Genomic DNA, 25699 nt, shown 5'->3' on the forward strand with positions numbered 1-25699 from the left:
TCTACTTAGTCGAGCGGCTTCTCTTTGAGCGGGAAGCGGCGGCGTACCAGCACAAAGAACAGCGGCACAAAAAAGATCGCCAGCAGTGTGGCAGAGATCATTCCGCCCATCACACCGGTTCCTACGGCATGCTGGCTGCCGGAGCCTGCACCGCTGCTGATCGCCATGGGCAGTACACCAAAGATAAAGGCCAGTGAGGTCATCAGAATCGGCCGCAGGCGCTGACGCGATGCCTCCAGCGTAGATTCCACCAGCTCGCGTCCACGGCTGTTGATCTCATTAGCAAATTCTACAATCAGGATGGCGTTTTTGGCGGATAACCCCACTACTGTCAGCAGGCCAACCTGGAAATAGACGTCATTTTCCAGCCCACGCATCCAGGTGGCGATTAGCGCGCCGACCACGCCCAGCGGCACTACCAGCATCACCGAGAACGGGATCGACCAGCTTTCATACAGCGCGGCAAGGCAGAGAAAGACCACCAGCAGCGAAATCGCATAAAGTGCCGGCGCCTGCGAACCGGAGAGCCGCTCCTGATAAGAGGCACCGGTCCACTGGAACCCGACGCCCAGGGGCAGGGCATTAACCAGTTTTTCCATCTCATCCATCGCCGTGCCGCTGCTGACGCCACTGGCCGCTTCGCCGACAATCTCCAGCGACGAATAGCCGTTGTAGCGTTCAAGACGTGGGGAACCGGTCTCCCAGCGGCTGGTGGCAAACGCGGAGAAGGGCACCATTTTGCCGCTGCTATTGCGCACGTACCATTTGTTGATGTCGTCTGGCAGCATGCGGAATTCAGCGGCAGCCTGTACATAGACCTTCTTCACCCGGCCACGATCCAGGAAGTCATTCACGTAGCTGGAACCCCACGCGGTGGTCAGAGTGTCGTTGATGGTATCCAGCGACACGCCCAGCGCCTGCGCTTTACGTGCATCAACATCGATCTGCAGCTGCGGGCTGTCATCCAGTCCATTGTGCCGTACCCGCGACAGCGCGTTGTCATTGCCCGCCATCTCCAGCAGTTTGTCACGCATCGCCATCAGTTGGGTATGACCGACGCCCGCGTGATCCTGCAGTTGCAGGTCAAAGCCGGAGCTGCTGCCCATGCCGGTGATGGCTGGCGGACTGCTGGCAATCACCCGACCCTCTTTGATCTTCTGGAATGCCTTCGTCGCGCGCTCGATAATCGCGAACGAGGTGCGATCGGCACCGGGCCGCGCTTCCCAGTCTTTGAGCCGCACAAACAGACGCGCCACGTTTTGTCCATTGCCGCCCGGACCTGCGCCGATGGTGGAGAAGACCGACAGCACGTTGGCCTTCTCCTCGGTGAGATAATAGTTTTCAACTTTGGCGACGACGCTGGCAGTTTGCTCAAGCGTCGCGCCTGCCGGAAGCTGAACCTGCGTCAGGAATACGCCGCGATCTTCCAGCGGCAGAAACGACGTCGGCAGACGCAGAAACAGAAAGGCCATCAGGCCGATGATGCCGAGATAGAGCAGCAGCCAGCGACCGCCCTTGCGCAGGATACCCGCGACCCCGCGCTCGTAGCGGTCAGCATTGCGATTAAAGTGACGATTGAACCAGCCGAAGAAGCCGCGACGCTCAGGCTGCTCGCCCTGCGCCACGGGTTTGAGCAGCGTGGCACAGAGCGCCGGTGTCAGGATCATCGCCACCAGTACCGACAGCACCATCGCCGACACAATGGTAATTGAGAACTGGCGGTAAATGGCGCCGACGGTGCCGCCGAAAAACGCCATCGGCACAAACACCGCAGAGAGCACCAGCGCGATACCCACCAGCGCGCCCTGAATCTGGCCCATCGATTTTCGAGTGGCGGCACGCGGCGAGAGTCCCTCTTCATGCATGATACGTTCAACGTTTTCCACCACCACGATGGCATCATCCACCAGCAGCCCGATTGCCAGCACCATGGCAAACATGGTCAGGGTATTGATGCTGAACCCGCAGGCATAGAGCACGCTGAAGGTGCCGAACAGTACCACCGGCACTGCAATAGTAGGAATTAAGGTGGCGCGGAAGTTCTGCATAAACAGGTACATCACGCCAAATACCAGCACAATCGCCTCCAGCAACGTCTTCACCACATCGGTGATTGACGCTTTAACGAAAGGGGAGGTTTCATAGGCGATTTTTGCTTCCAGACCGTGCGGGAAGTAGTGGGACAGCTCCTCAATGCGCGCCCGCACCAGCTTATCGGTGTTCATCTCGTTAGCACCGGATGCCAGCTTCACCCCCAGGCCTGACGCGGGCTGGCCGTTGTAACGACTCAGATAATCATACTTCTCAGCGCCCAGCGCCACGCTGGCGACATCGCCCAGCGTCACCACCGAACCATCGGGATTGTTCTTCAGGGTAATCGCCCGGAACTGCTCAGGGGTCTGCAGCATCGACTGGGCGTTGACCGTAGCGTTAAGCGCCTGTTTCTCTACCGACGGCAGGCCACCCACCTGACCCACGGCAACCTGTGTGTTCTGCGACTGGATCGCACTGACCACATCTTCCGTGGTCAGCGAATAGGCGATCAGTTTATTGGGATCGAGCCAGATACGCATCGCATATTGCGAGCCGTAAGCGTCAACCTGGCCGACGCCATCAATACGGCTTAGCGGATCCTGAATATTACTGGCGACATAGTCTGAAATATCCTGCTTATCCATGCTGCCGTCGGTTGAAACGAATGCCACCATCAGAATATTACTGTCACCGGTTTTATTGACGGTCACACCCTGCGACTGCACCGCCTGTGGCAATTTGCGCAGTGCGGATTGCAGCTGGTTCTGTACCTGCTGACGGGCTTCATCGGGATTGGTCCCGGCGGTAAAGGTGAGGGTGATCTGTGCCTGGCCGGTGTTGCTGCTGTTAGAGGACATGTACATCAGATTATCGATGCCGGTCATGTTCTGCTCGATCACCTGGGTAACGGTGTTTTCCAGCGTCTGGGCGGATGCGCCCGGATAGTTAGCGGTGATGCGCACGTTGGGCGGTGCCAGATCGGGGTACTGTTCAATAGGCAGCGAAATAATCGAAAGCGTGCCACACAGGCACAGCAGAATCGCCAGAACCCAGGCAAAGATAGGGCGGTCGATAAAGAAATTCGACATTAAATCGACACTCCTCACTACTTTTATCGTTGGTCAGGCCCACCAGCAACGGGCGCTCTGGCAGGAAACTCGGCGGGTCTTTGCCATGATTCTCCGCCGCCGTTTACTCTACGTGCGGCAGCGGGGGAAATCGTGGAGAAATTGAGGAGAAAATGTAAATTCGTTGGCTATTTGCGGCTTTCAAGCCACATCACCGTGGCGGCGACGCGTGAGCGGACATCCAGTTTCCGCAGCAGGTTACGAATGTGCACTTTTACCGTCTCTTCAGAGATATGCAGAATAGCGGCAACCTCTTTATTCGACAGGCCACGCGCCACTTCCTGCAGCACATCCCGTTCGCGCTCTGTGAGCTGACGCAGAGGATCGGCACTGTGCTGGCGATTAGCCAGATAGCGGGTGACGCCCTCGCTGAAGACCTTTTCGCCTCGTGATGCCTGCAGGATATGCGCCAGCAGGACCTCCGGCTCGCTGTCCTTGAGCAGATAGCCGTCAGCACCGGCATCCACCATGGCAAAAATATCGCTGCGGGCGTCAGAAACGGTCAGTACCAGAATGCGAGAACTGATCCCTTCATGGCGCAGCGCCTTCAGCGTATCCAGTCCGGACATGCCTTTCATATTCAGGTCGAGCAGAATGATGTCCGGTTCCTGATGGCGGGCCTCCGCCAGCGCTTCAGTGCCGTTGCTGGCTTCGGCGATCACCTCCAGCCGGGGATCCAGCGCCAGCAGCTGACGGACACCGCGGCGCATCAGCGGGTGGTCATCCACAATCATCAATGTTAATGCGGGCTGTTGCATATTTTCTCCGTTTCATAGGTTTCAGACTGCGGCAGATCAGACGGTATTGTTCAGGGACAACACCCTGTTCTGTATCGAATAGCCCGCGGTCGCAAACCGATAGATTATTTTAATAAATTAATACCCGCTCTGGCCTGCTATTCCAGCGGGCGCGCCGGTTGCGGTGGAAAGCGCAACTCCACCCTGGTACCCCGTGGCTGTGCGTGGAGGGTCAGATGGCCGCTCAGGCGCTGAGCGCGCTCCGCCATAATAGTCAGGCCGTAATGGCCCGGCGGTTCGTCTGTGCTGTTCATCCCCACGCCATCATCCGTAATCGTCAGTAAGTGCTCACCTTTTTCACTGTGCTGATAATCCACCCGGATAACCTGCGCACTGGCGTGACGAATCGCATTCAGCAGCGCCTCACGGACGATCTGCAACACGTGCACCTGCTGTTGTGCTTCCAGACTCTGCAGGCCGGTCTGATAGTTAAAGTGTATCTCTGCGCTGCTCTTCTCCTGCAGCGAGGCGATCATCGCCTGCATGGCCGCCACCAGATCCGCCTGCTCAATGGTCAGACGGAAGGTGGTCAGCAGCTCACGCAGCTGACGATAGGCCTCGGCCAGCGCCTGATCGAAGTCCGCGATAATGGTATGGGCGGCGCTATCGTCTTTATCAACGGCGCGGCGCAGCAGGGTCAGCTGAATGCGTAAAAACGAGAGCGACTGCGCCAGCGAGTCATGTAATTCCCGGGCAATGGTCGTGCGCTCTTCAATCAGCAGCATCTGCTGATACTGCTGCTGTGCCTGCCAGATCCAGATAGCCCGTCCCAGCATCGCCGCCAGGCTGCGCATCAGTTCATCCGGAGGCGAGGCACCAGCTGTCTGCCAGCGCAGCTCGCCAATCTGCTGCTCGTCCTGCTGTAACGGCAGACGTTGCCACTGACCGGCAGCCTGATCATCACCGGCGCGAAACTGAAACTGGTCACTGTCGAGCCGGATCGCCGTCAGTTTCTCGCGCGTCAGTACATTGGTTAACACGGCTTCAAACAGTGCCGGATGCAGCGGGCTGGCGGTCAGCATTTGTGAGCTGTCATAGAGTAGCGACAGCGTGCGATTAGCCTGGGTTAAATCTTCTGTTTTGGCGCGCACCGTGCTTTCCAGCAGCTGGTAGTGCGAATGCAGCCGTGCCGCCATGCCGCTGAAGGCATGCGACAGCACCCGCAGTTCATTCTGCTGCTCAACATGCAGCGGCGGAAAAGCAAAGTTGCCGCTCTCTACGTAGCGACTGGCGGTGACCAGCGCATTAAGCGGGCGCACCACCTGCAGTCGGGTAAAACGAATCGTCATCAGTGCCAGCGCCACAATCGCAATGACCCCCACCAGGCTGCTGGCGGCCACCAGATGCATTTTCAACTCGGTATAGCGTTGCAGACCCAGCACAAAGCGATCGATTTCACCGACGTAGATCGGCACCTGCTGCTGATAAGCCACGGTATCGCCCTGTTGCAACTGTTGCTGCAGCGAGGGCCAGGCGGCACGCAGCCGTTGATAGCGAACACTTACTTCACGGGGTACCCAGGGCCGATCAAGTTTCTGCAGCACCGGGGCATCCAGCGTTTGCTGATAGCGCGCCAGATGATGAGCCAGATTTTGCGGCTGACGGCTGGCATCCCAGGCCATGCGATAGCTCTGCATGCGCAGTGAACCCGCCAGATTGATCGCCTCCGCGTCGCGCTGGCTGCTCAGGAGCGTGACTAATGCCAGACCGGTGGTGAGCAGCGACAGCAGGACAATGGCGCTGAGCGCCTGAGCGATGCTTTGAGTTACGGAACGTTTAACAATCACATGAATGGCCCTGTTGAAAGTGCGGGAATTATAAGAGCGCATTAACGTAACGCAAATGATCCATTCCCTGTTTATCGCACAGGACGTTACACATCGCACATAAAATGACCGCAACTGACAGTTCCCAGGACGTGCTGCTGTTCAACGCTTAAAAAAGGAACAGGTTTACATCGTCCCGATGTTGCTTTTCATTGCAGCGCTAATAATTCATCCAGTCATCAACTCAACCCCGATCACAGATTAAGGAGCATCCAATGAAAAAGCTGAATGCTGTCCTGGCGGGCGCATTACTGGCTACCGCCTCATTTGCCACTTTCGCCGCCGCGCCGGTCGATCAGTCGCAGGCGCAGAGTATGCAGAGCATCGGTAGCGTTTCGGTCTCCGGTGTTCGCGGCTCGCTGGACGATGCGAATCGCCAGCTGTCGCAAAAAGCGGAAGAGATGGGCGCCAGCCATTACCGCGTTATCGGTGTCGATAACCCAGGCGACTCCAGCCTGTGGAGCGGCACCGCAGAGATTTATCGCTAACCCAACCCTCCTGTTTCCATCCCTGTAGCTTTTACCGGCCTGAAAATGGCCGGTTTTTTTGTTTTTGTGCATCAGGATGGATTCTTACAAATCAGCCTGTGCATCTGCCCGGTATATTTTGCTTCGTTCTTGCAGAACGGGTAGGATTCATCGCCGTAAATTCCCGCGCTGCCTGGCACTCACTCACAGGCAAACGCACAGAGGAAAATACCCCATTTCACAGGGCATTACGCCTGAAATGGGGGCGACGACTGATAGTCAGGACAAACAGGAATGCTATGAAATCTAAAAACAAAACCCCAGGCGAGATGCGCGCTGCGAAACGACGCTGGCTCAACTCTCATGACGCCGGCTACCAGAAGGCGATGGGTAACCGTCACGTACAGATGATTGCGATCGGCGGTGCCATCGGTACCGGTTTGTTCCTGGGCGCAGGTGGCCGTTTGCAGGCTGCTGGCCCCGCCTTAGCCATCATCTATCTGGTGTGTGGCATCTTCTCCTTCTTTATTCTGCGTGCGCTGGGCGAACTGGTGTTACACCGTCCCAGCAGCGGCAGCTTCGTCTCCTACGCCCGTGAATTTCTGGGTGAGAAAGCCTCCTACGTGGCGGGCTGGATGTACTTCGTCAACTGGGCAATGACCGGCATCGTCGATATCACCGCCGTCGCGCTCTACATGCACTACTGGGGCGCATTTGGTGATGTGCCACAGTGGGTGTTCGCCCTGGGCGCGCTGGCGATTGTCGGCACCATGAACATGATCGGCGTAAAGTGGTTTGCCGAGATGGAGTTCTGGTTCGCGCTGGTGAAAGTGCTGGCAATTGTGATCTTCCTGGTGGTGGGCGTGGTGTTCCTTGGCACCGGCAAACCGCTGGATGGCAACAGCACCGGCTTCCATCTGATCACCGATAACGGTGGCATGTTCCCGCACGGCTTACTGCCTGCGCTGGTGCTGATTCAGGGTGTGGTGTTCGCCTTTGCCTCTATCGAACTGGTAGGTACGGCGGCCGGCGAATGTAAAGACCCGAAAACCATGCTGCCGAAAGCGATCAACAGCGTGATCTGGCGTATCGGCCTGTTCTACGTTGGCTCCGTGGTCCTGCTGGTGCTGCTGCTGCCGTGGAACGCCTATCAGGCGGGTCAGAGTCCGTTTGTTACCTTCTTCTCGAAGCTGGGCGTGCCTTACGTTGGCAGCATCATGAATATCGTGGTGCTGAGTGCGGCGCTCTCCAGCCTGAACTCGGGCCTCTACTCAACCGGGCGTATTCTGCGCTCCATGTCGATGGGTGGCTCTGCACCGAAATTCATGTCTAAGATGAACGGTCAGCAGGTGCCTTATGCCGGTATTCTGGTGACCATCGCCGTCTATGTGATTGGTGTGGTGCTTAACTACTATGTGCCTTCTCAGGTGTTTGAGATCGTCCTGAACGTCGCCTCGCTGGGGATTATCTCCTCCTGGGCCTTTATCGTGGTTTGTCAGCTGCGTCTGCGCAAAGCGATTAAAGAGGGCAAGGCGGATGATGTCAGCTTCAAGCTGCCAGGCGCGCCGTTTACCTCATGGCTGACGCTGCTGTTCCTGTTCAGCGTGCTGGTGCTGATGGCGTTTGACTACCCGAACGGGACTTACACCATCGCCTCCATTCCGCTTATCGCGGTATTGCTGGTGCTGGGATGGTTTGGCGTGCGTAAACGTGTTCACGCCATAGCTGAGACCGAACAGGATCATCACGAAGAGGAGCCTCAGCCGACCCGACTGGCTGACGACACCTCACGCTGATTAGCGCTGCAGCAATCAGGCCAGCCTTCGGGCTGGTTTTTTTTTGGCGTAAACCGCCTCATTCACCGCGAGAATTAAGATAGTTTTCCCGCAAGCTTGCCCCTATGATGAAAGGCTCCCTTTATGCGGTAGCGGAGTCCTCATGTCGTTTAAGATCAACATCATCAAAGATAAGCTCCTGTCCGAAAACTGGTTTGTGCTGCGTAACTACACCTATGAGATTACCGATCATCGTGGCGAGGTTATCCGCCATAAACGCGAAGTCTACGATCGTGGAAACGGGGCGACCATCCTGCTCTATAACCGCGAAAAGAACAGCGTGGTCCTGACGCGCCAGTTCCGTATCGCCACTTACGTCAACGGTAACGAGGGCGGCATGTTAATTGAAGCCTGTGCCGGCTTGCTGGACGACGACTCTCCGGAAGATTGCATTCGCAAAGAGGCGATTGAAGAGACCGGTTATGCGGTGGGCGAGGTGGAGAAACTCTATTCCTGCTATATGTCGCCGGGCGGCGTCACTGAATTGATCCACTTTTTCGCGGCGGAATATAATGAATCGCTGCGCGACAATGCGGGCGGCGGCGTTGAAGATGAGTCGATCGACGTGCTGGAACTGCCTTTCCCTGATGCACTGGCAATGGTCGCCGATGGCCGCATTCGCGACGGCAAAACCGTCATGCTGTTGCAGCATGCGCAGATTGCTGGCTGGCTGATACCATAAAAAATCATGCAGTTAGCCTGTTGCAGCGTGACGGCGTTGAGCGTGGAAAGTGAAGCATAATCCACTTTTCATGCACGCTTTTTAAGCAGTTAACTGCGCTTTTTGCACAGGTTCACAGAATGGGAACCCTGGCAGGCCCGTTGATGCGCTATCCTCTCCACTCTGGGTATTCGGGGATCGATTTTCTTAATGTCGTATTGGATGAAATCGCTGTGGCTGTTGCCGTCTCTGTGGGTTGCCTGTGTTCAGGCGGAACCGTTGCAAAAGTCATTCAACGACTGGCAAATCACCTGCAACAATGAAGCCTTTTGCGTGGCGCGCAATATTCCGGGCGACAAAGGGTTAGTGATGACGATTTCGCGGCATGCGGGCGTCAACGATCGCCCCTTGCTGCGAATCGACTACGGCAGTGCCTACAGTGGCGCGCTGCCTGGCGGTTCGCTTCAGGATAACCTGCTACTGGATCAGCGCCGTCTGAAACCCGACCTCAAACACTGGACGGTTGAACCGCATCATCTCGCCACCAGCAATGCCATCGCAATTGATGAGTTTCTTGATCTGGTGATGGAGGCGAAAACCCTTCAGCTCACTTTCGATCCCAATGCGCTGATCTCCCTGCGCGGTATGAAGGCCGCGCTGTTGCTGATGGATGACACCCAGGGGCGGGTCAACAGCATGAGCGCATGGGTTAAACGTGGCGATCGCGCCAGCTGGGATGTTCCGCCGCCGCCTGCGCTGCCGCCACTGCCGCCTGCTGTCGAGCCACCCGCGGCATTGACGCGCGATGAGACCAGCGGATTAATTGATTACGGCACCTGGCGGGTCAATACCGACTCCTGCTCACTCGATCCACTGCGCCGTGAAGTCAGCGTGGCGCCACTCACCGATCAGCGCGCGCTGCTGCTGGTGAGTTGTGAAATGGGGGCTTATAACGTGATCGATCTGGCGTTTGAAGTGACGCGCAGCCAGCCGTATGTCGCGCGCGGCATCACCTTAACTCTGCCGTTTACCCCACCAGGTGCCAGTGACCGACAGCTTGAGCTGATTAACGCCGAATATGATGCGGCCAGCGGCCAGCTCTACACCTTTGGTAAAGGACGTGGGTTGGGTGACTGCGGCAGTGCCACTCGCTGGCAGTTTGATGGCACGCGTTTTGTGTTAGCGGAGTATGCGGAGGAGTCGACCTGTGACGCCTGGCACAGCAGTGATGACTGGCCAACCCTGTGGGTCAGCCAGTCTGACGGTGGCGTACAGCAGCGTTAACGAATCGCCTGCACCATCATCGGTGAGCCAAGCTGATTGCCGACCAGTTCGGCCAGCATATTATTCACGCCGTCGCTCATTGGCGTAAAGCGGGTCAGCGGCGAGCGGGTCACCACCACAAATACCCCCACGTTATGCTGCGGCACCATCGCCATATAGGTGATGAAACCGCCGCCGCCGCCGGTTTTCTGAATAATGCCAGGGCGACCATTTTTCGGCCCCATAAAGACCCAGCCCATCCCCAGCGCATCCGCTTTACCCGGCACATCCATGCCTTCTACTTTGCTCAGCTGATCGCGACGATAGATCAGCGTCTGCAGTCGATCGATCTGCGGCGTGCGGTGGTTAACCGAAGAGTTAAGGAACTGCTGCATCCAGCGGCCCATATCATCCGGCGTGGAGTAAACGCCGCCGCTGCCAATCGCCGCCAGGGTGTTATTGCACGGACTGGCCCCTTTTTCCGCCACCATCAGGCGTCCGCACTGCTCTGGCGAAGGCGTAAACGTCGTGTCCTTCATGCCGAGCGGGCGGGTAATCAGCTGCTGAAACAGCGCCGGATAGGGTTTGCCGGTGGCGCGCGACAGTGCATCACCCAGCAGATCGTAGCCCAGGTTAGAGTAGGCGGCACTGCTGCCCGGTGCTGCTTTGAGGTTAGCGCGCGACAGCCACGCCCAGCGTTCACCACGGGTCGGCCAGACAAATACCGGACGCTGCGCTTTGCCGCCTGGCTGTTCGCGCGGCAGTCCGCTGGTGTGGGTCGAGAGATTGATCAGGCGAATGGGCTGGCCATTGTAGGTGGGCACGCGTGAACCCGGCGGCGCATATTTACTCAGGGGATCGTCGAGGCGGATCTGTCCGCGCTCAGCCAGCTTCACCATCACTTCACTGGTCATCAGCTTACTCAGCGAGGCGATGCGAATCAGCGAATCTTTCTGCGGACGGACATTGTTGCCGGGACGGGTTTCACCAAAGCTGGCGAACACCCGCTGATTACCATCAATCGCCACCAGTGCCATGCCGGTTGCACCGCTGCCGTAAAAGATATGTTCCGCATAGCGATCAACAATCTGAGAGGCCAGCAGCGGATCGGGCGCGACCTGCGCCATGCTTTTTAATGGAAGCAGTGAAACCATCAGGGCCAGTAAATAGGGTGTGCGCATGTTCAACGGAAGTGGCTTCGCTATAAAATCGGAGGAAATCTGCCTTCACTCATCGGGATGCATCAGGACAGAACCGCGTTATCCCGGCAGAACAACAGCAGGAACAGACGGACAGCCAGCGCACAGGCAGCATTAAGTATGACGGCTCTATAGTAATGAGTTTGCGCAGGGCGGGAAGAGGGGAATGGAGTTTTTTTTATGTATCAGGCTATAAGTGGAAATGGCCCTTCCCGGTGAGCCGGGAAGGGCATAAGCATTAAACTGACTTGAGTAATGCTTCAGCGTGGCTGACGATATTCTCGACCGTGAAGCCAAACTCCGGGAACAGCTGACTGGCCGGGGCCGATTCACCAAAGGTGGTCATACCGACAATCGCACCGTCCAGACCGACATACTTGAACCAGTAGTCAGCAATACCCGCTTCTACCGCCACACGCGCTTTCACGCCGCTCGGCAGTACGGATTCGCGGTAAGCGGCATCCTGCGCATCAAACAGGTCAGTAGAAGGCAGTGAAACCACCCGCACCTTGTGACCGCCTGAAGTGAGCTTATCCGCTGCACCCAGGGTGATCTCAATCTCTGAACCGGTCGCGATCAGAATCACTTCTGGTGTGCCGTCGCAATCCTTCAGCACGTAGCCGCCGCGTTTGATGTTTTCGATCTGCTCCGGGGTACGTTCCGGCTGCAGCAGATTCTGACGCGAAAGGATCAGCGCAGTCGGGCCGTGATGACGTTCGACGGCGGCTTTCCACGCTACGGCCGTTTCGACCTGATCGCACGGACGCCATACGCTCATATTTGGCGTCAGACGCAGGCTGGCGATCTGCTCTACCGGCTGGTGCGTCGGGCCATCTTCGCCCAGACCGATGGAGTCATGGGTGTAGACCAGAATCTGTCGTGCCTTCATCAGCGCAGCCATACGCGCGGCGTTTCGCGCATATTCGACAAACATCAGGAAGGTTGCGGTGTAGGGAACGAAACCGCCATGGTGCGCGATACCGTTACCAATCGCCGTCATACCAAATTCACGCACGCCGTAGTGAATATAGTTACCGGCCGGATCCTCTTTGATCGATTTAGAACCTGACCAGATGGTGAGGTTACTCGGTGCCAGGTCAGCAGAACCGCCGAGGAACTCCGGCAGCATTTTGCCGTAGGCTTCCAGCGAGTTTTGTGACGCTTTACGGCTGGCGATTTTCTGCGGGTTAGCCTGCAACTCCTGAATGAACCGGGTCGCTTCGGTTTCCCAGTTGGCGGGCATTTCGCCATTCATCCGGCGCTCATACTCTTTCGCCAGCTCTGGATGGGCTTCTTTGTAAGCCGCAAATTTTGCATCCCAGGCTTTTTCACGTTCAGCACCCGCCGCTTTGGCATCCCACTGCTGGTAGATTTCAGCCGGGATCTCAAACGCCGGATAGTTCCAGCCGAGCTGTTTGCGGGTCAGGGCAACTTCTGCCTCACCCAGCGCCGCGCCGTGCGACTCCTCTTTACCGGCTTTGTTCGGCGAACCGAAACCGATAATGGTGCGGCAGATAATCAGTGAAGGCTTATCGGTGACACTCTGCGCTTCTTTGATCGCCTCACGAATGGCATCAGCGTCATGGCCGTCGATATCGCCAATCACATGCCAGTTGTAGGACTCAAAACGTTTATGGGTGTCGTCAGTAAACCAGCCTTCGGTCTCGCCATCGATCGAGATACCGTTATGGTCATAGAAGCCGATCAGTTTGCCGAGACCCAGGGTCCCCGCCAGTGAACAGACTTCGTGCGAGATGCCTTCCATCAGACAGCCATCGCCCATAAACACATAGGTGTGGTGATCGACAATCTCATGATCCGGACGGTTAAACTGCGCGGCCAGCGTGCGTTCTGCAATGGCTAAGCCCACGGCGTTAGCCAGTCCCTGACCCAGCGGGCCGGTGGTGGTTTCAACGCCTGGGGTGTAGCCGATTTCCGGGTGACCTGGCGTTTTAGAGTGCAGCTGACGGAAATTTTTCAACTCTTCAATCGGCAGGTCATAACCGCTCAGGTGCAGCAGGCTATAGAGCAGCATCGAGCCGTGGCCGTTGGAGAGGATAAAGCGGTCGCGATCAAGCCAGGCGGGATTGGTCGGATTATGCTGGAGGAAGTCGCGCCACAACACTTCGGCGATATCGGCCATTCCCATTGGCGCTCCGGGGTGGCCTGAATTTGCCTTCTGTACCGCATCCATGCTCAGTGCACGAATCGCGTTTGCCAACTCTCTGCGTGAGGACATAAAGTTCTCCCTTGTTATGCATCAGGGCGGGAAAGTCCCGCCCGACTAAAATAAAGACTACAGGCGTGCGGCGAGCACATCTTCCAGCTTCTGCTGGTCAACCGCGAACTGGCGGATGCCGTCAGAGAGTTTTTCAACTGCCATTGGATCCTGATTATGTTCCCAACGGAACTCCGCCTCGGAGAGCGGCGACGGCTGGTGGAAACCTTCAGTTGAAGGCTCCAGTTTGCGCTCAAGCGGCGCATCACTGTTCTGCAACTCTTCCAGCAGGTTAGGTGACAGGGTCAGGCGGTCGCAGCCTGCCAGCGCGATAATCTGCTCCACTTTACGGAAGCTGGCGCCCATGATGATGGTGCTGTAACGATGCTTTTTGTAGTAATCGTAGATGCGACGCACGGATTTCACGCCCGGATCTTCATCTGCCACGTAGGGGTCCATGGGTTTGCGCGAGTTATACCAGTCGTAGATGCGTCCAACGAACGGGGAGATCAGGAACACGCCCGCTTCGGCACAGGCACGCGCCTGAGCAAAGGAGAAGAGCAGTGTCAGGTTGCACTGAATGCCGTTTTTCTCCAGCTCTTCCGCTGCGCGGATGCCTTCCCAGGTCGAGGCCAGCTTAATCAGTACGCGTGAGCGATCGATACCGTGCTCTTCATACATCCGAATCAGTTTTTCTGCTTTGGTCACACACATGCCACGATCGAAGGAGAGGCGCGCATCCACTTCGGTCGAAACACGGCCCGGTATGCTTTTCAGGATTTCCATACCAAGGTTGATCGCCACTTTGTCGCTGGCGTTGATAATCTGCGTCTCTTTGCTGCCGCCCTGTTTTTTGGCGTACTCAATCGCGTCATCCATCAGGTGCTTATACCCTTCGAGACCGGACGCTTTCAGAATGAGTGAGGGGTTGGTGGTGGCGTCTTCCGGATGGTAATTACGAATCGATTCGATATCACCACTGTCCGCCACCACGGTGGTGAACTGTTTTAGGGCTTCTAGCTGGTTCATCTCTAAACTCCTTGAAAAGAAAAATGAAAGCGAACAGGGGGCACCTCAGGCCTCGCAGCCGGTCTGTGGCATGTTCTGCTACCGGGAACGCGAACCCATAACATTGCAACAGAGAGTTTCTGATGAACATGCGGTTTCTCTGATTGTTGCGCTGCGAGGCGGTGCGAAGGAGCCGTCATGCGGTGTTAACCGTGGGGTGCGCCATATTCCACCCATAAGCATAGCAGTCAGGAGGAATGACGCAGGCCACACTGTAGCAATCTGTGCCCTGTAAAAAAGAAGAGGCCGATCAGGCGAGAGGTAAGCGCAGCGCGGGTTGAGACCCGCGCTGCAGCGGCAGAAACGATCAGACTGGCAGGTTCAGCCAGTTCTTCACCGGCAGGAAATCGCGATAGAGGGCGGCTTCAGGCGAGTCGGCATCGGGCTGATAATCATATTCCCAGCGCACCAGCGGGGGCATCGACATCAGGATCGATTCAGTGCGACCGCCGGTCTGCAGACCAAACAGCGTGCCGCGGTCCCACACCAGATTAAACTCCACGTAGCGACCACGGCGATAGAGCTGGAACTGGCGCTCACGATCGCCCCACGGGTGCGCTTTACGGCGCGCCACAATCGGCCGATAGGCATCCATAAAGCCGCGGCCAACCGCCTGCATAAAGCTGAAGCTCTGCTCAAAGTCGGGCGTATTGAGATCGTCAAAAAACAGGCCGCCAATGCCGCGCTGCTCATCACGATGCTTCAGATAGAAATAGTCATCACACCACTTTTTATAGCGCGGATAGACATCCTCGCCAAAAGGCTGGCAGAGGTCAGCGGCGGTCTGGTGCCAGTGCAGCGCATCTTCTTCGAAGCCATAAAAAGGGGTCAGGTCAAATCCGCCACCAAACCACCAGACGGGATCGGCACCCGGTTTTTCCGCGATAAAAAAGCGCACGTTGGCGTGGCTGGTAGGTACATAAGGGTTGTTCGGGTGGATCACCAGCGACACGCCCATTGCTTCAAAGCTGCGACCCGCCAGCTCCGGCCGGTGTGCAGTGGCGGATGCCGGCATCTGATCGCCATGCACGTGCGAAAAGTTGACGCCCGCCTGCTCAAACACCGCGCCGTTGCGCAGGACGCGGCTCTGACCGCCGCCGCCGGCAGGACGCTGCCAGCTATCTTCGGCAAACGCTGCGCCGCCATCTTCAGCCGCCAGCTGGTTACAAATCTCATCCTGCAATGCGAGCAGGAACGCTTTTACGCGGGAAATATCAGCCATTTTTTCGCTTATGGTTTGTCAAAGTCTGACGCGATTATACGCAAAACCGCGCCGCTTGCATGAGTGCGGCGAGTCGCACGGCCTGAACCGGCGACACGCATCAGGCGTTGCGCCGATCAAACTCATCAAAGTAATTGACGATGCCGCTGGCAATAGCCGAGGCGATTTTCTGGCGAAACGCGGTGGTGCCGAGCAGCTGCTCTTCACGCGGATTAGTAATAAAGGAGGTCTCGACCAGCACCGAGGGGATCGACGGTGACTTGAGTACCGCAAAGGCAGCCTGCTCGGTGTGCTGGCTGTGAAGATGATGAACCGGGCGGATCTGATCCAGTACATGCTTGCCCAGCGTCAGGCTGTTTTTGATGGTGTCCGTCTGCACCAGATCGAACAGGATCTGCTGCAGATAGTGATCCTGCTGCTGCGCTTTCACGCCACCCAGCTTATCCGCATCGTTCTCCCGCTGTGACAGATAACGCGCCATCGAGCTACTGGCACCGCGATTAGAGAGCGCAAACACCGAGGCACCGCTGGCATCGGGACTGGTAAAACCGTCGGCATGAATCGACATAAAGAGATCTGCGCCGTGCTGGTGGGCGATCTCCACCCGCTGATAGAGCGGAATAAAGTGGTCGCTGTCGCGGGTCAGACGCACTTCTATGCGCGGATGGCTCTGTAGCTGACGTTGCACGTTACCGGCAATCTCCAGCACGATGTGTTTCTCTTCGGAACCCTCTTCGCCAACGGCGCCGGAGTCGATGCCGCCGTGACCGGGGTCGATCATCACGATACGTTTCCCGTTCTTTGCGGGCGGGGCAGGGCGCGAGTGACGATTTGCAACGGTAAGGGCTGACTGCTCTTTAGCCTGAACCGCGCGCGGCGATAGAATGGCCAGAGCCAGTCCGGAAAGCAGTAACTGACGGCGATGAATCAAACGTTTAAGCAGGTGCATGTGCGGGTCCGGTAACAGGAATCTTGCCGGTGTTATAGCCTAAGGGGCTGCTGCCTGCGATCACAGAACCATTTCAGGGCATTACTTTGTATTGCAGGTCGCGAACAGTAAATTTGCGCTTTTTTATTTGTCGCCCGTCATGGAGGGTTGCGTGCGGCAGAGAATGCGTGATAATCAGCAAATTGTGCTTATTTGCAGGTAATGAAGATGGAAATCCGCGCCTTCCGCCAGGAAGATTTTGAAGAAGTGATCACCTTATGGGAACGTTGCGATTTGTTACGGCCATGGAACGATCCTGAGCTGGATATCGAACGCAAAATGAATCACGACCCCGATCTCTTTCTGGTCGCTGAAGTGGGCGGCGTGGTCGTGGGCACACTGATGGGCGGCTATGATGGCCATCGCGGCGCGGCTTACTATCTGGCCGTGCATCCCGACTATCAGGGACGCGGCTTTGCGAATGCGCTGATGAACCGTCTGGAGAAGAAGCTTATCGCGCGCGGCTGTCCGAAACTGCATCTGATGATCCGCGAAGAGAATGATCAGGTAGTGGCGTTCTATGAGAAGCTCGATTATGAGCCGGTTGATGCGCTGCTGTTTGGTAAACGTTTGATCGAAGATCGTGAATACTAAGCCGTCACCAGGCTATCTGCCGGACGAGTATGACGCCAGAGGGCAGCTGCGGCTGCCGTTTCTTTTTTGGCTGATCCTGTTACTCCAGGCACGGACCTGGCTGCTGCTGGTAATGGCCGGTGCGTCTCGGCAGCAGGGCAACGATCTGCTGGCGCTGTTCTATCCGGATCGTCAGGCGTTCTGGATCGGTCTTGCGCTGGGTTTACCGGCGCTGGCGGGCCTGCTGCTGACCGGGTATCGCACCCGCCTGCCGCGACTCTGGCAGCACTGGCGCAGCGTGCTGGCGCTGTCGCTGCTGGTGAATCTGCTCTGGCAGGGAATGCAGTTTGTGCAGGGCGATCTGCTCACCTCACCGCTGCCATTGCTGCTGACGTTGTTTGACCTGCTGGCGCTGATCTGGCTGCAATCCAGTCGCCGCTGTCGCGACTGCTTTCTGCCCGAACATCATCTTCACTAAACTTTTTGTCGCTTTGCGACTCCAATCAGTTCCGCCTTTCCGGCATCGCATTTACAGGAGTTCTCATGAAAGCTGTTCGTTCCACGCTACTGATCGCCGCCGTTGTACTGAGCGGCTGTGCCAGTTCGGGTTCCGGCGCTGACAGCAGCCAGCAGGCAAGCTGGTGGAATCCGCTGACGTATCACTGGTCTTCGGCGCTGCCGTGGAACTGGTTCGGTTCCTCGCTGACCGCGACAGAACAGGGTGTGGGTGGGTTAACTGCCTCGACCGCCATGAAAGAGGACGCGATTAATGCCGGACTGAACGGTGACTATAGCCTGCGTCAGGGCATGCGCAGCCAGAACGGTCAGGTGGTCTCTTTCTGGCAGGCGCTGGATGATGGCAACGTTAAGCTGGTGATTTACGGGCAGTCTCAGGTCGAACGTATTGAGGTCATGGACAGCGCAATCGCCAGCAGCGATGGCAGCAAAGTAGGTGATGTCTTCAGTAATAAGTTCAGCAAAGCCTTCGACAACTGCACCTTAGCCAGCGGCACCGATGCGCGTGACGTGGCGTGCCGTGCGCCTGGCAGTCAGCATCTGACCTATGTTTATCAGGGTGACTGGCATGGACCAGAGGGATTAATGCCCTCGGACGATACGCTGAAAAGCTGGAAAATCAGCAAGATTGTCTGGCAGCGTTAATCCCTCGTGTTCAGCGCGCCGCCCGTCAGGCGGCCGCTGAGCCTCTCAAAACCTTTACCGGCGCGCACGGCACGGGGTTCCTCCTCCCCCTCGGCTTTTGCTGATTTCTGCATAAACACTGCCGTCGTCTTATGCTTTTTTCGACTTTGAAATCATCAAACGATATATAAAACCGTTACTGGTTTTCACTGAGTTATAAATAAACTGGTGCCTCAGCGGGTGAGATCCGCATCAAACTTTTTCAGGGTGCCAAATGACATTACAAGCGATGAAAAAAATCGTGAGCGGTATCGCGTTGTCGCTGAGCCTGGCCGGCGCAGCCAATGCCACTGAACTTCTTAATAGCTCTTACGATGTTTCGCGGGAGCTGTTTGTCGCCCTGAATGCTCCCTTCGTTAAACAGTGGGATGCCAGCCATCCCGGCGATCCACTGACCATTAAGATGTCGCACGCCGGTTCATCAAAGCAGGCGCTGGCTATCCTGCAGGGACTGCGCGCGGATGTCGTCACGTACAATCAGGTTACGGATGTGCAGGTGCTGCACGATAAAGGCAACCTGATTGCCGCAGACTGGAAAAGCCGTCTGCCGAATAACAGCTCGCCTTTCTACTCCACCATGGCGTTTCTGGTGCGCAAAGGGAATCCAAAACAGATTCACGACTGGTCAGATTTGACCCGCAGTGATGTGAAGCTGATTTTCCCGAATCCGAAAACCTCAGGTAATGGCCGCTACACCTATCTGGCCGCCTGGGGCGCAGCGGAGAAAGCGGACGGGGGCGATCAGGCCAAAACCCGTGCCTTTATGACGCAATTCCTGAAAAACGTTGAAGTGTTCGACACCGGCGGTCGCGGTGCGACCACGACCTTTGCTGAGCGTGGCCTGGGCGACGTATTAATTAGCTTTGAGTCCGAAGTGAATAACATCCGCAACCAGTACGGCAAAGATGAGTATGAAGTGGTGGTGCCGAAAACCAACATTCTGGCGGAGTTTCCGGTGGCATGGGTGGATAAAAACGTCGCCACCAATAAAACCGCTGATGCGGCCAGCGCTTATCTGAACTATCTCTACACGCCTGAAGCGCAGAATATTATTACTCACTACTACTATCGCGTGAACAATGCACAGCTGATGGCGGAGCAGAAAGATCGCTTCCCGCAGACCAACCTGTTCCGGGTAGAAGAGGCGTTTGGCGGCTGGGATAAGGTGATGAAGACGCACTTCGTCAGCGGCGGTGAGCTCGATAAGTTGTTAGCGGCGGGGCGCGGATAATGTTTGCAGCCAGCCAGAAACGCGTGTTGCCCGGCTTTGGTCTCAGCCTCGGCACCAGCCTGCTCTTTACCTGTCTGATTCTGCTGCTGCCTATCAGCGCGGTGATCATGCAGCTGTCGCAGATGACGCTGCAACAGTACTGGGATGTGGTGACCAATCCGCAGCTGATTGCCGCCTATAAAGTAACGCTGCTCTCTGCAGGCGTCGCCTCACTGTTTAATGCGGTGTTCGGCATGCTGATGGCATGGATCCTGACCCGTTACCGTTTTCCGGGCCGGACGCTGCTGGATGGCCTGATGGATCTGCCGTTTGCACTGCCTACGGCGGTGGCGGGTCTGACCCTGGCCGGACTCTTTTCGGTCAACGGCTGGTATGGACAGTGGTTCGCTCAGTTCGACATCAAAATTTCCTATACCTGGATTGGTATCGCCATCGCCATGGCCTTTACCAGCATTCCGTTTGTGGTGCGTACCGTACAGCCGGTGCTGGAAGAGTTAGGCCCGGAGTATGAAGAGGCGGCCGAAACGCTGGGTGCTACGCCGTGGCAGAGCTTCCGCCGCGTCGTGTTGCCGGAAGTGGCACCGGCGCTGCTGGCCGGAACGGCGCTCTCCTTTACCCGCAGCCTGGGTGAATTTGGTGCGGTGATCTTTATTGCCGGTAACATCGCCTGGAAAACGGAAGTCACCTCGCTGATGATTTTTGTCCGGCTGCAGGAGTTCGACTATCCGGCGGCCAGCGCCATCGCCTCGGTGATCCTGGCGGCATCGCTGATTCTGTTATTTGCGATTAACACATTACAGAGCCGCTTTGGCCGTCGTCTGGGAGGTCACTAATGGCTGAGGTTTCACAGATTAATCACGCTGCACGTCAGCCAGTGAACTGGGGCAAGTGGCTGCTGATTAGTATCGGCGCGCTGATCTCGATTCTGCTGCTGGTGGTGCCGATGGCCTCCATCTTCTGGGAAGCGCTGAATCAGGGGCTCATTGTCGCTCTCAGCAATCTGGCGGATCCGGACATGCTGCACGCCATCTGGCTGACCGTAATGGTGGCGCTGATCACCGTACCGGTTAACCTGGTGTTCGGCACGCTGCTCGCCTGGCTGGTGACGCGCTTTACCTTTCCGGGGCGTCAGTTGCTGCTGACCCTGTTCGATATTCCTTTTGCCGTGTCGCCGGTCGTGGCCGGTCTGATGTATCTGCTGTTCTGGGGCGTTAATGGCCCGGCAGGCGGCTGGCTGGATGCGCATAACATCCAGATTATGTTTGCCTGGCCTGGCATGGTGCTGGCGACGGTGTTTGTGACCTGTCCGTTTGTGGTGCGCGAACTGGTGCCGGTGATGCTGAGTCAGGGCAGTCACGAAGATGAAGCGGCGGTGCTGCTGGGCGCCTCTGGCTGGCAGATGTTCCGCCGCGTAACGCTGCCGAACATTCGCTGGGCGCTGCTGTATGGCATCGTGCTGACCAACGCCCGTGCGATTGGTGAATTTGGTGCGGTCTCGGTGGTATCGGGATCGATTCGCGGTGAGACCTACACGTTACCGCTTCAGGTTGAATTATTGCATCAGGACTACAACACCGTTGGCGCGTTTACCGCGGCTGCCCTGTTAACCCTGATGGCAATTGTGACGCTGTTTCTGAAAAGCATTGTGCAGTGGCGTTTAGAGCAACAGCACAAACGCCTGCAACAGGAGGGAAATCATGAGCATTGAGATTAACAAGATCAACAAATCCTTTGGTCGCACATCGGTGCTGAACGATATCTCTCTGGATATTGCCTCGGGTGAAATGGTGGCGCTGCTTGGCCCATCAGGCTCGGGTAAAACCACGCTGCTGCGCATTATTGCCGGGCTGGAGCATCAGAACAGCGGTCATATCCGTTTTCATGGCAACGATGTCAGCCGCCTGCATGCGCGCGATCGTCAGGTCGGTTTTGTCTTCCAGCACTACGCGCTGTTCCGTCATATGACGGTATTCGACAACATCGCCTTTGGCCTGACCGTGCTGCCACGTCGTGAGCGTCCTTCAACGGCGGAGATCAAACAGCGTGTTACCCGTCTGCTGGAGATGGTGCAGCTGGCTCATCTGGCGAATCGCTTCCCGGCACAGCTGTCGGGCGGTCAGAAACAGCGTGTGGCGCTGGCGCGTGCGTTAGCGGTTGAACCACAGATTCTGCTGCTGGACGAACCCTTTGGCGCGCTGGATGCTCAGGTGCGTAAAGAGCTGCGCCGCTGGCTGCGTCAGCTGCATGAAGAGCTGAAATTCACCAGCGTGTTTGTCACCCACGACCAGGAAGAGGCGATGGAAGTGGCGGATCGCGTGGTGGTGATGAGCCAGGGCAACATTGAACAGGTTGGCACGCCAGATGATGTGTGGCGCGATCCGGCGACCCGTTTTGTGCTGGAATTCCTGGGTGAAGTGAACCGCTTTGATGGCGAGATTCAGGGATCACAGTTCCACGTCGGCGCGCACCACTGGCCGCTGGGCTATACCTCGGCACATCAGGGTGCGGTTGAGCTGTTCCTGCGTCCGTGGGAAATCGACGTATCACGCCGCAGCAGTCTGGAAACCCCGCTGCCGGTACAGGTACTTGAAGTGAGCCCGCGTGGACACTTCTGGCAGCTGGTCGTCCAGCCTGCCGGCTGGCAAAGCGAGCCGGTTTCGGTGGTGTTTGAAGGTGAGCAGACAGCGCCGATTCGCGGCGAGCGTCTGTTTGTTGGCTTACAGCAGGCGCGTCTCTATAAGGGCGATACGCCACTGCGCGCAGTTGCCTTTGCACAAAGCGCCTGATATTTTCTCTTCAATACCGGGCGGGAGTGTCACTCCCGCCTTTTTTTCGCATCTGGTTTGTAAGATGCCAGGAACCGCACCGTGACGACTCTCGAAAATACCATCGGCAATACCCCGCTGATTAAGTTGCAGCGCCTGACGCCCGCCAACGGCAGCGAGGTCTGGCTCAAGCTGGAAGGCAATAATCCGGCAGGTTCGGTAAAAGATCGCGCGGCCTGGTCGATGATCAATCAGGCAGAGCTGCGTGGTGATATTGCACCTGGCGATCAGCTGATTGAAGCCACCAGCGGCAATACCGGGATTGCGCTGGCGATGATTGCGGCGATGAAAGGCTACCGACTTCGCCTGCTGATGCCCGACAACATGAGTCAGGAGCGGCAGGACGCGATGCGCGCCTATGGCGCAGAGTTAATCCTGGTGCCCCGTGAACAGGGCATGGAGGGCGCACGGGATCTGGCGCAGGCGATGGCGGCGCGCGGTGAAGGCCGGGTGCTGGACCAGTTTAATAATCCCGATAATCCGCTGGGCCACTATCAGACCACCGGCCCGGAATTGTGGCAGCAGTCGAACCAGCGCATGACCCATTTTGTCTCCAGCATGGGCACCACCGGCACCATTACCGGCGTGGGGCGTTATCTGAAAGAGCTTAATACGGGCGTGCAGGTGATCGGTTTGCAGCCCAGCGAAGGCAGCAGTATTCCAGGCATTCGTCGCTGGCCGCTGGCCTATCTGCCGGGGATCTATCGTCCCGATCTGGTGGATGATGTGATGGATATGACGCAAAAGGAAGCGGAAGAGACGATGCGGGCGCTGGCACGCCGTGAAGGCATTTTCTGTGGCGTCAGTTCAGGCGGCGCGGTGGCGGGTGCGCTGCGCATTGCGCAGGCCAATCCTGGCAGCGTGGTGGTGGCGATCGCCTGCGATCGCGGTGACCGTTATCTCTCTACCGGACTCTATCATCAGTAACCTCTGCTGATGCGGAATCAGGCCTGTGCGCGCATTAACTGCCCACAGGCCTTTTTTAACCCCAATTTTCGGTGCCAGACAGACTGAATCTGTAAGGATCGCGTAAATCAGGCTGCGCGAATGTTCAGCACAGGACAAAATAGCGGCAATTCTCCAGAGAGATAACCATGAAAATTTTGCTTGTTGATGATGATGTCGAATTAGGCACGATGTTAAGCCAGTACCTGATCACCGAAGGGTTTGATGCCCAGCTGGTTCTGACCGGTAGCGCCGGCGTGCAGGGCGCGTTATCGGGAGAGTTCACCGCCATGATTCTGGACATCATGTTGCCCGACATGAGCGGCATCGATGTGTTGCGTCAGGTGCGCCAGAACAGCCGGATACCGGTCATTATGCTGACCGCCAAAGGCGATAATATTGATCGCGTGATCGGTCTGGAGATGGGCGCGGATGACTATATGCCCAAGCCCTGCTATCCCCGAGAGCTGGTGGCGCGACTGCGCGCCGTATTGCGCCGTTTCGAAGAGCAGGCGCCGCAGCCAGATGCCAGAGAGCCGCTGCGCTGGGGAGAGCTGATGCTTAATCCCGCCACCCGCATCAGCGAATGGCAGGGTAAAACCTTTGATTTGACGGCGTCGGAATTTAATCTGCTGGATCTGCTGCTGCGTGCGCCGGACAGAGTGGTGTCAAAAGATGAGCTCTCCGAAAAGGGACTCGGTCGTCCGCGTGAAGCCTATGACCGCAGCGTCGATGTGCATATCAGTAACATTCGTCAGAAGCTCAGTGCATTAACCGCTGACAGCATCAACATCGAAACCGTTCGCAGCATCGGCTACCGTATTCGATGAAGCAGAGTTACCGTGGACGCATGTTCTGGAAGATCTTTATCGGCTTCTGGATCGTTTTCGTCATTATGAGCCAGCTTATCTGGCTCGGCTTTACGCTCTCCGGTAAACGGCATGAACCGCCTGAACTCGTAGCTATCCGTCGTATTGTGGATCTGCAGATGACCTCCGCCGCGTCCGTGCTGGAGCGGGGCGGGCCTGATGCGCTGAATGCGATGCTCTCGGACTGGGATAACAGCGATCGGCAGTTCTTCCACGTCACCCAACAGACAAAGCCGTCCCAATCAGAAAACAGCGGCAACCTGGATATCAGAGGGCGCTTTCCTGAAGAGGTGGTGCGCTGGGTTCGCGGCGCGGATGGCAAAGCCTATCAGCTGCGCTACGACCTGGATGGCATGCGTAAAGACAGCACGCTGAACATGATGCCGCGCAAATTTCTGAATATTCCTGAGCCGATGTTTGTCTTCGCTGGCTCGGTGGGGTTGCTGTTCAGTCTGCTTCTGGCCTGGAATCTGACGCGACCTATGCGTCAGCTGCGGGAAGGATTTTCCCGCGTGGCTGAGGGCGATTTAAGCGTGCGGCTGTTTCCGATCATGCGTAAGCGGCACGACGAGATCTCAAACGTCGCTGAAGCCTTTGACGCCATGGTCGAGCGGCTCGATACCCTGGTGCGCGCCCGTGAAGAACTGTTGCATGATATCTCACATGAGCTTCGTTCACCGCTGGCGCGACTGCAGCTGGCGACCGGGCTGGCCAGACAGACGCCAGAAAGTGTGAACAGTTCGCTTGATCGCATTGATGAAGAGGCGCGTCGGCTGGACAAGATGATCGGTGAACTGCTGACACTGTCGCGGGCTGAGCATGAAAGCATCCCGGATGAGCAATATTTTGATCTGACCGGCTTGCTGCAGGCGGTTATTACCGATGTCCGTTATGAAGCGCAGATCCCAGGCGTGCAGGTAGAGTTGCAGGTCGACGATCGGGCTGATTACACCGTGCGAGGCAATGCAGAGCTGATACGGCGCGGAGCAGAGAATGTATTACGCAATGCGCTGCGCTTCTCTCAGCCAGGGCAGCGGATTGATGTTCATCTGCGCGCAGAACAGCAGTGGCTGGTGATTCAGGTGCGCGATCAGGGGCCGGGTGTCGATGAGGATAAGCTCTCCAGCATCTTTGACCCGTTTGTGCGGGTGAATTCGCCGCTGATGGGCAAAGGTTATGGTCTGGGACTGGCTATCGTGCGCAAGGTGGTGCTGGCGCATCATGGTGAGGTCGAGGCAAGAAACCGGCCAGAAGGCGGACTGGAACTGACGCTGCGTCTGCCGCACTGGCAGCCCTGAACAGGCATACAGCAGAAACGATAACGGCACCCGCGGGTGCCGTTATGTTATGA

The 25699-nt window shown here is 57.0% G+C and carries 22 protein-coding genes; 14 read left to right on the plus strand and 8 right to left on the minus strand.

The genetic code is table 11. The features are described from left to right. Positions 1-5 precede the first annotated feature (5 nt). From acrD to narQ, 3 genes are all read right to left on the minus strand, one after another. Positions 6-3122, minus strand: a complete 3117-nt coding sequence (gene acrD / locus AFL22_RS16925; RefSeq protein ID WP_010259979.1) for a multidrug efflux RND transporter permease AcrD — start codon at positions 3120-3122, stop codon at positions 6-8. A 167-nt stretch (positions 3123-3289) separates the two neighbouring features. Beyond that, positions 3290-3919, minus strand: coding sequence for a two-component system response regulator NarL (narL, locus tag AFL22_RS16930; protein WP_010259976.1), 630 nt, complete (start codon positions 3917-3919; stop codon positions 3290-3292). A 137-nt stretch (positions 3920-4056) separates the two neighbouring features. Next, positions 4057-5745, minus strand: a complete 1689-nt coding sequence (gene narQ / locus AFL22_RS16935; protein ID WP_029519734.1) for a nitrate/nitrite two-component system sensor histidine kinase NarQ — start codon at positions 5743-5745, stop codon at positions 4057-4059. Between the two features lie 254 nt (positions 5746-5999). On the opposite strand from narQ, the gene AFL22_RS16940 reads away from it, so the two are divergent. The 4 genes from AFL22_RS16940 to AFL22_RS16955 all read left to right on the plus strand — a co-directional run bounded on the left by AFL22_RS16940 (position 6000) and on the right by AFL22_RS16955 (position 10031). After that, positions 6000-6272: a DUF1471 domain-containing protein gene (locus tag AFL22_RS16940; RefSeq protein ID WP_010671356.1), complete on the plus strand. Its 273-nt coding sequence runs from the start codon at positions 6000-6002 to the stop codon at positions 6270-6272. 278 nt (positions 6273-6550) lie between these two features. Next, positions 6551-8047, plus strand: a complete 1497-nt coding sequence (gene ansP / locus AFL22_RS16945; RefSeq protein ID WP_010259970.1) for an L-asparagine permease — start codon at positions 6551-6553, stop codon at positions 8045-8047. 142 nt (positions 8048-8189) lie between these two features. Continuing rightward, the gene (gene nudK, locus AFL22_RS16950; protein WP_033788107.1) at positions 8190-8768 is read left to right on the plus strand and encodes a GDP-mannose pyrophosphatase NudK; all 579 of its coding nucleotides are present in this window, start codon (positions 8190-8192) and stop codon (positions 8766-8768) included. Positions 8769-8957: 189 nt separating this feature from the next. After that, the gene (locus AFL22_RS16955) at positions 8958-10031 is read left to right on the plus strand and encodes a DUF1176 domain-containing protein (RefSeq protein WP_010259965.1); all 1074 of its coding nucleotides are present in this window, start codon (positions 8958-8960) and stop codon (positions 10029-10031) included. Here AFL22_RS16955 and ampH read toward each other — a convergent pair. From ampH to amiA, 5 genes are all read right to left on the minus strand, one after another. Continuing rightward, entirely contained in the window at positions 10028-11191 is a 1164-nt protein-coding gene (gene ampH / locus AFL22_RS16960; protein ID WP_010259962.1) for a D-alanyl-D-alanine-carboxypeptidase/endopeptidase AmpH, read from the minus strand. The genes AFL22_RS16955 and ampH overlap by 4 nt on opposite strands. Positions 11192-11447: 256 nt before the next feature. Then, positions 11448-13448, minus strand: a complete 2001-nt coding sequence (gene tkt / locus AFL22_RS16965) for a transketolase (RefSeq protein WP_052271801.1) — start codon at positions 13446-13448, stop codon at positions 11448-11450. A gap of 57 nt (positions 13449-13505) precedes the next feature. Continuing rightward, positions 13506-14456, minus strand: coding sequence for a transaldolase (tal, locus tag AFL22_RS16970; protein ID WP_010259954.1), 951 nt, complete (start codon positions 14454-14456; stop codon positions 13506-13508). Positions 14457-14802: 346 nt separating this feature from the next. Next, positions 14803-15717, minus strand: a complete 915-nt coding sequence (gene hemF / locus AFL22_RS16975) for an oxygen-dependent coproporphyrinogen oxidase (RefSeq protein WP_052271802.1) — start codon at positions 15715-15717, stop codon at positions 14803-14805. 100 nt (positions 15718-15817) lie between these two features. Beyond that, positions 15818-16666 (minus strand): N-acetylmuramoyl-L-alanine amidase AmiA, encoded by an 849-nt coding sequence (gene amiA / locus AFL22_RS16980; protein WP_052271803.1) that lies wholly within the window; start codon positions 16664-16666, stop codon positions 15818-15820. A 207-nt stretch (positions 16667-16873) separates the two neighbouring features. On the opposite strand from amiA, the gene AFL22_RS16985 reads away from it, so the two are divergent. The 10 genes from AFL22_RS16985 to AFL22_RS17030 all read left to right on the plus strand — a co-directional run bounded on the left by AFL22_RS16985 (position 16874) and on the right by AFL22_RS17030 (position 25646). Then, positions 16874-17299 carry a GNAT family acetyltransferase gene (locus AFL22_RS16985; RefSeq protein WP_003848834.1) on the plus strand — a complete coding sequence of 142 codons (426 nt, stop codon included), beginning with the start codon at positions 16874-16876 and terminating at the stop codon, positions 17297-17299. Then, positions 17289-17756, plus strand: coding sequence for a DUF2919 family protein (locus AFL22_RS16990; RefSeq protein WP_010259942.1), 468 nt, complete (start codon positions 17289-17291; stop codon positions 17754-17756). Before AFL22_RS16985 ends, AFL22_RS16990 begins: the two co-directional genes overlap by 11 nt. A gap of 65 nt (positions 17757-17821) precedes the next feature. Continuing rightward, a complete protein-coding gene (locus tag AFL22_RS16995; RefSeq protein WP_010671361.1) occupies positions 17822-18439 on the plus strand; it encodes an RpoE-regulated lipoprotein in 618 nt (205 codons plus the stop codon). A 253-nt stretch (positions 18440-18692) separates the two neighbouring features. After that, positions 18693-19709, plus strand: coding sequence for a sulfate ABC transporter substrate-binding protein (locus AFL22_RS17000; RefSeq protein WP_052271804.1), 1017 nt, complete (start codon positions 18693-18695; stop codon positions 19707-19709). Further along, the gene (gene cysT / locus AFL22_RS17005) at positions 19709-20542 is read left to right on the plus strand and encodes a sulfate/thiosulfate ABC transporter permease CysT (RefSeq protein ID WP_010259932.1); all 834 of its coding nucleotides are present in this window, start codon (positions 19709-19711) and stop codon (positions 20540-20542) included. Before AFL22_RS17000 ends, cysT begins: the two co-directional genes overlap by 1 nt. Beyond that, entirely contained in the window at positions 20542-21417 is an 876-nt protein-coding gene (gene cysW / locus AFL22_RS17010; RefSeq protein WP_010259929.1) for a sulfate/thiosulfate ABC transporter permease CysW, read from the plus strand. The genes cysT and cysW overlap by 1 nt, the downstream gene beginning before the upstream one ends. Beyond that, on the plus strand, positions 21407-22495 hold the full coding sequence (gene cysA / locus AFL22_RS17015; protein WP_010259925.1) for a sulfate/thiosulfate ABC transporter ATP-binding protein CysA: 1089 nt from the start codon (positions 21407-21409) through the stop codon (positions 22493-22495). The genes cysW and cysA overlap by 11 nt, the downstream gene beginning before the upstream one ends. An 81-nt stretch (positions 22496-22576) precedes the next feature. Then, on the plus strand, positions 22577-23461 hold the full coding sequence (cysM, locus tag AFL22_RS17020) for a cysteine synthase CysM (RefSeq protein WP_010259921.1): 885 nt from the start codon (positions 22577-22579) through the stop codon (positions 23459-23461). Positions 23462-23628: 167 nt separating this feature from the next. Beyond that, the gene (locus AFL22_RS17025; protein WP_033769729.1) at positions 23629-24309 is read left to right on the plus strand and encodes a response regulator transcription factor; all 681 of its coding nucleotides are present in this window, start codon (positions 23629-23631) and stop codon (positions 24307-24309) included. Next, on the plus strand, positions 24306-25646 hold the full coding sequence (locus AFL22_RS17030) for an ATP-binding protein (RefSeq protein ID WP_010259915.1): 1341 nt from the start codon (positions 24306-24308) through the stop codon (positions 25644-25646). The genes AFL22_RS17025 and AFL22_RS17030 overlap by 4 nt, the downstream gene beginning before the upstream one ends. The last annotated feature ends 53 nt before the right edge of the window (positions 25647-25699 follow it).

It is taken from the genome of Pantoea sp. CFSAN033090 (assembly GCF_001264395.1).
Taxonomy (GTDB): Bacteria; Pseudomonadota; Gammaproteobacteria; order Enterobacterales; family Enterobacteriaceae; genus Pantoea; species Pantoea agglomerans.

Excerpts from the sequence above, each read along its gene's own strand:
- AFL22_RS16955 (WP_010259965.1), top strand. The coding sequence starts at position 8,958 with ATGTCGTATTGGATGAAATCGCTGTGGCTGTTGCCGTCTCTGTGGGTT.
- AFL22_RS17000 (WP_052271804.1), top strand. The coding sequence starts at position 18,693 with ATGACATTACAAGCGATGAAAAAAATCGTGAGCGGTATCGCGTTGTCG.
- cysA (WP_010259925.1), top strand. The coding sequence starts at position 21,407 with ATGAGCATTGAGATTAACAAGATCAACAAATCCTTTGGTCGCACATCG.
- acrD (WP_010259979.1), bottom strand. The coding sequence starts at position 3,122 with ATGTCGAATTTCTTTATCGACCGCCCTATCTTTGCCTGGGTTCTGGCG.
- ansP (WP_010259970.1), top strand. The coding sequence starts at position 6,551 with ATGAAATCTAAAAACAAAACCCCAGGCGAGATGCGCGCTGCGAAACGA.
- cysT (WP_010259932.1), top strand. The coding sequence starts at position 19,709 with ATGTTTGCAGCCAGCCAGAAACGCGTGTTGCCCGGCTTTGGTCTCAGC.
- ampH (WP_010259962.1), bottom strand. The coding sequence starts at position 11,191 with ATGCGCACACCCTATTTACTGGCCCTGATGGTTTCACTGCTTCCATTA.
- AFL22_RS16995 (WP_010671361.1), top strand. The coding sequence starts at position 17,822 with ATGAAAGCTGTTCGTTCCACGCTACTGATCGCCGCCGTTGTACTGAGC.
- AFL22_RS16985 (WP_003848834.1), top strand. The coding sequence starts at position 16,874 with ATGGAAATCCGCGCCTTCCGCCAGGAAGATTTTGAAGAAGTGATCACC.
- nudK (WP_033788107.1), top strand. The coding sequence starts at position 8,190 with ATGTCGTTTAAGATCAACATCATCAAAGATAAGCTCCTGTCCGAAAAC.
- hemF (WP_052271802.1), bottom strand. The coding sequence starts at position 15,717 with ATGGCTGATATTTCCCGCGTAAAAGCGTTCCTGCTCGCATTGCAGGAT.
- tkt (WP_052271801.1), bottom strand. The coding sequence starts at position 13,448 with ATGTCCTCACGCAGAGAGTTGGCAAACGCGATTCGTGCACTGAGCATG.
- AFL22_RS17025 (WP_033769729.1), top strand. The coding sequence starts at position 23,629 with ATGAAAATTTTGCTTGTTGATGATGATGTCGAATTAGGCACGATGTTA.
- amiA (WP_052271803.1), bottom strand. The coding sequence starts at position 16,666 with ATGCACCTGCTTAAACGTTTGATTCATCGCCGTCAGTTACTGCTTTCC.
- narL (WP_010259976.1), bottom strand. The coding sequence starts at position 3,919 with ATGCAACAGCCCGCATTAACATTGATGATTGTGGATGACCACCCGCTG.
- AFL22_RS16940 (WP_010671356.1), top strand. The coding sequence starts at position 6,000 with ATGAAAAAGCTGAATGCTGTCCTGGCGGGCGCATTACTGGCTACCGCC.
- tal (WP_010259954.1), bottom strand. The coding sequence starts at position 14,456 with ATGAACCAGCTAGAAGCCCTAAAACAGTTCACCACCGTGGTGGCGGAC.
- AFL22_RS17030 (WP_010259915.1), top strand. The coding sequence starts at position 24,306 with ATGAAGCAGAGTTACCGTGGACGCATGTTCTGGAAGATCTTTATCGGC.
- cysW (WP_010259929.1), top strand. The coding sequence starts at position 20,542 with ATGGCTGAGGTTTCACAGATTAATCACGCTGCACGTCAGCCAGTGAAC.